6 protein-coding genes, 1 tRNA gene and 1 other RNA gene are annotated in these 7,146 nt (G+C 31.4%); 3 read left to right on the top strand and 5 right to left on the bottom strand.

Features of this window, described 5'->3' with window-relative positions; translation table 11 throughout:
* Positions 1 to 344, bottom strand: a transfer-messenger RNA (tmRNA) gene (gene ssrA / locus A2255_02445); the annotation flags it as partial.
* 95 nt (positions 345 to 439) lie between these two features.
* A tRNA-Leu gene (locus A2255_02440) sits at positions 440 to 520 on the bottom strand.
* Between the two features lie 254 nt (positions 521 to 774).
* Between A2255_02440 and A2255_02435 the strand changes: the two genes are divergently transcribed.
* Positions 775 to 987, top strand: a complete 213-nt coding sequence (locus A2255_02435; GenBank protein OGI19593.1) for a hypothetical protein — start codon at positions 775 to 777, stop codon at positions 985 to 987.
* On the opposite strand, the gene A2255_02430 is transcribed toward A2255_02435, so the two are convergent.
* Complete coding sequence (locus A2255_02430) at positions 980 to 1,519, bottom strand: hypothetical protein (GenBank protein OGI19592.1); 540 nt, start codon at positions 1,517 to 1,519, stop codon at positions 980 to 982. The genes A2255_02435 and A2255_02430 overlap by 8 nt on opposite strands.
* 127 nt (positions 1,520 to 1,646) lie before the next feature.
* Between A2255_02430 and A2255_02425 the strand changes: the two genes are divergently transcribed.
* On the top strand, positions 1,647 to 3,578 hold the full coding sequence (locus A2255_02425; GenBank protein OGI19591.1) for a hypothetical protein: 1,932 nt from the start codon (positions 1,647 to 1,649) through the stop codon (positions 3,576 to 3,578).
* Here A2255_02425 and A2255_02420 read toward each other — a convergent pair.
* Positions 3,571 to 4,353 carry a hypothetical protein gene (locus tag A2255_02420; GenBank protein OGI19590.1) on the bottom strand — a complete coding sequence of 261 codons (783 nt, stop codon included), beginning with the start codon at positions 4,351 to 4,353 and terminating at the stop codon, positions 3,571 to 3,573. The genes A2255_02425 and A2255_02420 overlap by 8 nt on opposite strands.
* 228 nt (positions 4,354 to 4,581) lie before the next feature.
* Between A2255_02420 and A2255_02415 the strand changes: the two genes are divergently transcribed.
* Entirely contained in the window at positions 4,582 to 6,729 is a 2,148-nt protein-coding gene (locus A2255_02415) for an RNA-binding transcriptional accessory protein (GenBank protein OGI19589.1), read from the top strand.
* Between the two features lie 5 nt (positions 6,730 to 6,734).
* Here the strand turns inward: A2255_02415 and A2255_02410 are convergent, their stop codons facing one another.
* A complete protein-coding gene (locus A2255_02410; protein ID OGI19588.1) occupies positions 6,735 to 7,019 on the bottom strand; it encodes a hypothetical protein in 285 nt (94 codons plus the stop codon).
* Between the last annotated feature and the right edge of the window lie 127 nt (positions 7,020 to 7,146).

Genomic DNA, 7,146 nt, shown 5'->3' with positions numbered 1-7,146 from the left:
GACATCTACGAGTGTAGGTTGTTTTTAATTTTCATCCCAGTCAGATCAACAACCGTAATCTAAAACTAAGACTAAGCATTTAGCCGTGCCCGGCTTTGAGGGAAATCTTAGTCTGGTTTTACCCTCGTATTCCAGACGCATCCGGGATTAGTGACCAAGCAACCCGCCCGGTTAGGGCTACTCAGTGGCCGATTTTACTAAGCAGCTAGAGCTTGAGCTCTGCTGAAATCAGCTTTAATGACGTTGTTGCCATTTATTTTAGTTTTGCTCGTTGGTAACGGAGAACAGCGCTCCGACTCGCAGCCTACCCACATCGAACGCCCTGTCAAATCCAAAACGTCCCCATGCGAAGCAGGTATGAGCAAGTCCGAAGGTCGGGCTTTGCCCGCCTGCAGGACTTGTGAATTCATTTTTATAACCCGCAATGATTTAAGTAGATTGCCGATGGTCGGATTTGAACCGACACGGGTTGCCCCGGTTGATTTTGAGTCAACTGCGTCTGCCATTTCGCCACATCGGCATGTTTTATTATTTTATCAAAAGTATTTCCAAATTACTAGGGATTTTCCTTTAATTTCAATAAATAATAACTGTTTATTTAACATTAGGCTTTATTACCGAAATTTACAATATATTTTTATGGACGAAAAAGCCTAAAGTATGTTCCATAAAAGGCTTTTAGATAAATGCTACCATTTATCCGGAAAAATTTTTTCTAAAGTTATTAAAAAAAATATCGATAAAAATAATACGCACATTTTTTAGGGATAAATTATGTCTAACAAAATAAACATAGAATATCCGGCTCTTATTTATAAAAAAAATGCTTTTTTCGTAGCAAATTGTGTTATGTTCAACCTTTCTGCTATTGGAAGAACTGAAGTGCAAGCTATTGAGAATCTGCAAAAATCAATGAATCAAGCCCTCAGCGAGTATAATATTTCTATAATACCAATATATGAAAGCCAATACATGAAACTTATCTAACCAATATATCCTTAACCTCTGATGTTTTGTCAGAAACAAAAACATAAAAATCAAAAACTTCTCCAAGCTGGAGAAGTTTTTTTTCGAAATAAATCCCATCTAGTGATTTCTTAAGAGTATTATTGGTATCAATCCCAAGTGAAAAAGTGGTTCCTACAACTGGAACTGTAAATAATCCTCCTGATACGAGAGTAACGGGCACGCCTACTAAAACTGATCTTACAATCGGGTGAGCTTTTGATTTTTTATAAACGACTTTTTGGGTCAATGGATAAAATTGATTATCTTGTTCAAGAATTAATCTTACATCACTGAAATGAAGCTCAAATGGACCATCGCTTATGTTTTTAAAACTAACTTTATAAGGAGTTAATTTCCTAAAAACCCTTTTAGGAAGCTCATTATTTGTTTCTTTAACATCAATTTTTTGAAATTTGAGATCGAATTGATCACTTATTTCATTTGCAAATGATGTCGTTAAGCTAAAGAATATACATAAAAATCCAATTAATAAAACTCTTATAACTCTCATTCCTGATCCTTATTAATCCACTCTTACTCATTATCATTTTAAATTTTTGATAAACCTTTATACATAGTATAATTTACTAATATTGGAATTGCAAAATCAATAAGAACTAACATGGTAGAGATAAAAATTGGAAATTCTTAAAAAAATAAAAAATCACCGAATTGATATATTACTTTTCCTAGCTTTATTGGCGATATTTGCTGTTCTTTCTTATATATTTTGGGGTCATCAAGGGAGTCCGCTTATTGATTGCGGAAGAGAAGCTTATGTTCCTTCAGCAATGCTAAAAGGGCAGGTTTTATACAAAGATATTTTTATTCTATACGGGCCTTTTTCTTATCAGCTAAATACATTGTTATTCAAGCTCTTTGGGGAACATCTAAATACTCTATACACAGCTGGAGTTGTTAATTCGTTAATTATTTTAACAACAATATACTTAATTGCCAGAACTGTTACTTCAAGCTGGGTAAGCTGGGCTATATCTTTGATGTTAATGGTATTGTTTATTTTTCATTATTTTATTACTAATTACATTTTTCCTTATGCATACGCTATTACTTATGCTTTAAGCGGGTTTTTGTTATCTGTATTATTTTGTATCTATTATTTTAAAAGCCGTAACCCCAAATTTATTCCATTATCCTTTCTGTTTATAGGCATTTCGATACTGTCAAAAATAGAATATTCACTATTTCTAATAATTTTGTCAATAATTTTATTTATCAAGCCTGTTCCTAAAAGATATATAATAATAAGCGTTATCTCATTACTAATAATACCTGCTGTTAGCTGGGTAACGTTAATTCATCAAGGTTTAAGCCTTGATGATGTTACTAAATATATTCAACTTATGCATAATTATTCCAGGGCAGATGCTCTTAAATATTTCTATAAGAACAACACAGGGTTCTTCTTGACCTGGGGCATACTTAAAAATAGTTTGAGTTTTTTTGTTGATATGCTTGTAAAATTCCTGATAATCTCAGGAATTACATATCTTTTGCTTATTTTGACAGGTCATATATCAGAGCAATTCCGGTTTAATTTTAAAAATAGTAAATATTATAAAAAAGATAAAGCATTTTGGGCGATTTCGTCTGTTATTGCAGTTATATTGATTGTGTTTTTTGTAAAATTATTAGCTACTACTGTTTACCCGTTTATATTATCAAAACAGTTTGATATTACTAAATTTATCCTTAAACATACTGAGGAAGGCTTATTTTCGTGGCTGCCTATAAGTACTACGATAATTTTAGTATTTCTAATATTTCAAAAAGTTTTTTCTCAAAAGTTATTTCATATTAAAAACATAAAAACGGCTTTTCAAGAGCTCGAATTAAAAGATAAAATCCTGATTTTTCTTGCATTTATTGGGATTATAGCAACATTAAAATCGTATTTTCACGTTGATTTACACGTTTTTGGTACTTACATATTACCTATAGCATTGTTAGTAAATGTTGTTTTCCTTGTTGATAAAATTCCTGATTTCTTCAAATTTTTAGATGTGAAAATCTGGAAAATAACCTGCATAATTTTCTTTATTATCTTAAGCTCTGCATTTTTAGTTAGGTTTATTCTTGTTTCAAAAGTAGTATATTTCTATCCCATATCAACAGAAAAAGGAAGTATCTATTCAAATATAGAAGTAAATTACGGCCTTAATCAAGTGATTGAGTATATTAAATCAGAAGTTCCTAGAGATAAATCAGTACTAATGGTTCCAGAAGGAGTTATAGTAAACTTCCTAACCGATAGACCCTCAAATGGTTTTTATTATTCACTTCTTCCAAATTATATAGAGACATTTGGAGAGAAAAATATAGTGAAAGATCTGCAGGTGAATGCTCCTGATTATATTTTGGTTAATTCAAGAGACACAAAAGATTATGGATCTCAGTATTTCTGCAAGAATTATGGTCTAGAGATATGTAATTTTGTTGAAAAAAATTATATATTCAAGAAAGAATTTGGCTTAAAACCAGAACAAGTGGATGATAAAGACATAATTCTAAATATAAAAATCTTTAAAAAATCTGATTTTTCTAGATAATTATCTCCATAAAATCCTCTGCTATAAGAATTTGGCCTGAATAGTGTTCTTTTACCATCTCCTGAATATCAATATCAGGACTATCGCAGGGAGGATAAAAATGCGTCAGCAATAATTTATCAGGATGCGCACCCTGAGCTATTTTTCCTGCTTCTTCAGGAGTCAAATGTTTACCTGCTTTATAAGGGAAAGAACATTCCAGAATAAGCAAATCTATTCCCTTTGCAAATTCTGAAATAGCAGGATCAAAATCGGTATCTCCTGAATATACCAGTCCTTTCTCTTTACCCTTATTATCTTTATAAGTTATCTTAATAATTGAGCTTGATTTTGTATGATTTCCCTTTATAGCTGTAATAAAAAGTTCATCATTAAGACCGTATTTCCCGTCAAGCTTAATATAAGCAACGTCATATCCTCTTGGGCCAAGATCATAAACTTCATAAAGGCTTTTAGTAAATTTTTCTAAGCCTGGAGGTCCAAACAGCAATAATTCTTCTTTTCTATCAAAACCTGGTGTGTAATCAAGAGCTTGAATTAAAGGAATAAAGTCTGAAGAGTGATCAGGATGAAAATGGCTAAATATCACTCCTGTAAGGCCTTTATAATCCTCACCGGCTTTAACCAATTGCCGTAAAATACCAGGGCCACAATCAAGCAAGAATTTTTTATCTTTATATTTTATTAAATATCCGGCAGGAGCACGTTCAACCCTTGGAACACAACTACCTGAGCCAAGAATCTTAATTACTAATTTATCTTTATCACTATTCATAATTTACTCCTAATGTTACTACTATTTTATTTCGAAACTAATAATGAATGTTGCAGGGAGGTATGTTTTTGTAGGAGCCTTTGTTTCATGTCAATTTGATGAAACAACAGCGACGGAGAAAATATACCTCCCTGCAATACCTCCTTTGTATCATTTCACTATCTTCAAAAAGCTAATATTTAAATAACTCCATATTTAAACTAATATAATTTTAGAGGAAATAAAACAATGAATGATCGACTTATTATTGAGAATATAATTAAAGACCTGAGTTTAAAGGAAATATCCGTAAAAAACACTGTCGAACTTCTTAAAGATGGTGCAACAATTCCTTTTATTGCAAGATATAGAAAAGAAAAAACCGGTGAACTTAACGAAATCCAGATAAAAGATATTAGTGAGAAATTCGAATATTATACTGAGCTTGAAAAAAGAAAAGAAACTGTTCTCCAATCCATTAAAGAACAAGATAAATTAACGCCTGGACTCGAAAAAGAGATTATAAACTGCACAGAAAAACAAAAATTAGAAGATTTATATTTACCCTACAAACCCAAAAAGAGAACCAGAGCTACAATTGCTAAAGAAAAAGGCTTAGAACCTTTAGCAGATTTTATTTGGATGCAAATAAGCCCTAAAAATTCCAAAGAAGAGATTTTATCAAAATACATTAATCCTGAAAAAGGTGTTGAAACAACTCAACAAGCTTTAGATGGGGCTCTTGATATAATAGCTGAAAGAATTTCTGAAGATGCAGGAATTAAAAGCTACCTGAGGAACTCTACAGTTTCAAAAGGACTCATTGTTTCAAACGTAAAAAAAGATTGGTCTGACAAAAAATCAAAATTTGAAGTCTACTACAACTTTTCAGAACCTGTTAAGAAATCTCCTTCACATAGAATTCTTGCAATCAGAAGAGGTGCCAAAGAAGGTGTTCTTTCTTTCAAATTGGAGACAGATGATAACTGGGCTATTGATTTCATCCAATCGAGAGTAATAAAGAATAAAAACTTTATTTTTTGTGAAGATTTAATCAAAGCAGTAAAAGACAGTTACAAGAGACTCCTTTTTCCTTCTATAGAAACTGAAGTATTTAACTTAAAGCTGGAAGAAGCTGAAAAAGAAGCAATAAACGTATTTTCTAAGAACCTTAAAAATCTTTTACTTGCTCCTCCGGCAGGACACAAAATAATTATGGGAATAGATCCCGGATTCAGAAGTGGCTGCAAGGTTGTAATTATTGATCAGAGTGGTAATTTCAAAGAATATAAAGCCATATTTCCTCATGAACCACAGAATAAAAAGCAAGAAGCCGAGAATATTTTACTTAATTTTATCGATAAGTATAATGTAGAGCTTATTTCTATCGGAAACGGTACAGCTTCAAAAGAAACAAGTGTATTCGTAAATGAAATAATCAAAAAACATAATTTAACTGTTAAATCTCTGGTTGTTAATGAAGCAGGTGCATCAGTTTATTCAGCTTCTGACGTTGCTATTAAGGAATTTCCTGATCTTGATGTGACAGTAAGAGGAGCGATAAGCATAGCAAGAAGGCTTCAGGACCCTTTAGCTGAACTTGTGAAAATTGATCCAAAATCTATTGGAGTTGGACAATATCAACATGATGTAAATCAGTCAGAACTTAAAAAATCATTGGATTTAACCGTTGAATCAGCAGTAAACCTAGTAGGGGTTGAACTTAATACTGCATCTGTCGAACTTTTATCCTATGTTTCAGGAATAGGAAAGACAATTGCACAAAATATAGTTAATTATAAAGTTAAAAATGAATCTTTCCAGAATAGAAAAGAACTTCTTAAGGTTTCTAAACTTGGCCCTAAAGCATTTGAACAATGTGCGGGATTTTTAAGAATAAGAAACAGTAAAAACCCTCTCGATAATTCTGCTATTCACCCTGAAAGTTATCATATAGTAGAAAAAATGGCTAAAGATTTAAATGTAGATATAAAGAATTTAATTGGAAATGAAGATTTAACTTCAAAAATTAACTTATCTTCTTATATAACTGAAAATGTTGGCATGCCAACTCTAACAGATATCACTCAGGAACTGAAAAAACCAGGTTTAGACCCGAGGAAAGAGTTTACAAGTATTCAATTTAGCTCTGATATAAATGAACTTAAGGATCTGGAAACTGGCATGGAACTAGAGGGTACTGTAACCAACGTAACTAATTTTGGAGCTTTTGTCGATATTGGCGTACATCAGGACGGGCTTATTCACATCTCACAAATGAGTAATACTTTTGTCAAAAATCCATATGAAATTGTTTCTGTTGGAGATAATGTTAAAGTTCGTATTATCTCAGTAGATAAGGACTTAAAAAGAATTTCTCTAACCCTTATTACGTAAAAAACCTATGATATAACACTATAAATTTTTCTAACTGTATCATTATCAATTTTATAGCAAATCTGATTACCTTTTCTATAACCTTTAACTATACCTGACGATTTAAGAACATTAATATGCTGAGATATAGTAGGTTGAGACGCTTTAAGATTCTCTACCATTTTAGTAACATTACATTCATCGTTTTTAATAAGTCCGGCTATCATCTGAACCCTTATTGGATGAGATAATGCCTTAAAAATGAATGCTAATTCATTTGCTTTTTCTGTATTTTCGAGTATTTTTTCCATCTTTATCAAATATTTGTATATTCTAATATCAATATGAATAATATTTTTCTTTTAATGTTTTGTCAAATTTTTTATATTTTATACAAAAGGTTTTTGTAGATTTTACTTAAAATAATGACAAATTTAT

The sequence above is a fragment of the Candidatus Melainabacteria bacterium RIFOXYA2_FULL_32_9 genome (assembly GCA_001784615.1).
In the GTDB taxonomy this organism is placed as follows: Bacteria; Cyanobacteriota; Vampirovibrionia; order Gastranaerophilales; family UBA9579; genus UBA9579.
The sequence above is the reverse complement of the archived record's forward strand: the minus strand, read 5'-3'. Positions and strand labels throughout refer to the sequence as shown.